A 302-nucleotide genomic window follows, 5' to 3' on the forward strand; every position below is an offset into this window, starting at 1 on the left:
TCCTTGAGGTATTTGTTTATCCCTTACTTTAACCATACCAAGTTTAGGTAATTTTATATATTGACTACAGTACATAATATTTCCATTTGTAAAGTTTGTTCTATATGAAAATCTATTAGTTTTCTTTGATTTAAATTTAGGAAATCCTGTATTTTCTTTAAAGAATTTTTTATATGCGTTTTCTAAATCTTTTAAGGTATTTTGTAGTGAAAATTTGTCAGGTTCTTTAAGCCACTCTAATTCTCTTTTTAAATTGGTCAAATCAGAACTGCACTGTTTATAAGTAAAAGTTTCTTTATTAT

At 24.8% G+C, this 302-nt stretch carries 1 pseudogene; it reads right to left on the reverse strand.

Annotated elements, in window-relative coordinates:
- Window positions 1–302, reverse strand: a pseudogene (locus Q3223_RS19665) (IS200/IS605 family element RNA-guided endonuclease TnpB); the annotation flags it as partial.

The organism is Clostridioides sp. GD02367, assembly GCF_045900275.1.
In the GTDB taxonomy this organism is placed as follows: domain Bacteria; phylum Bacillota; class Clostridia; order Peptostreptococcales; family Peptostreptococcaceae; genus Clostridioides; species Clostridioides difficile_A.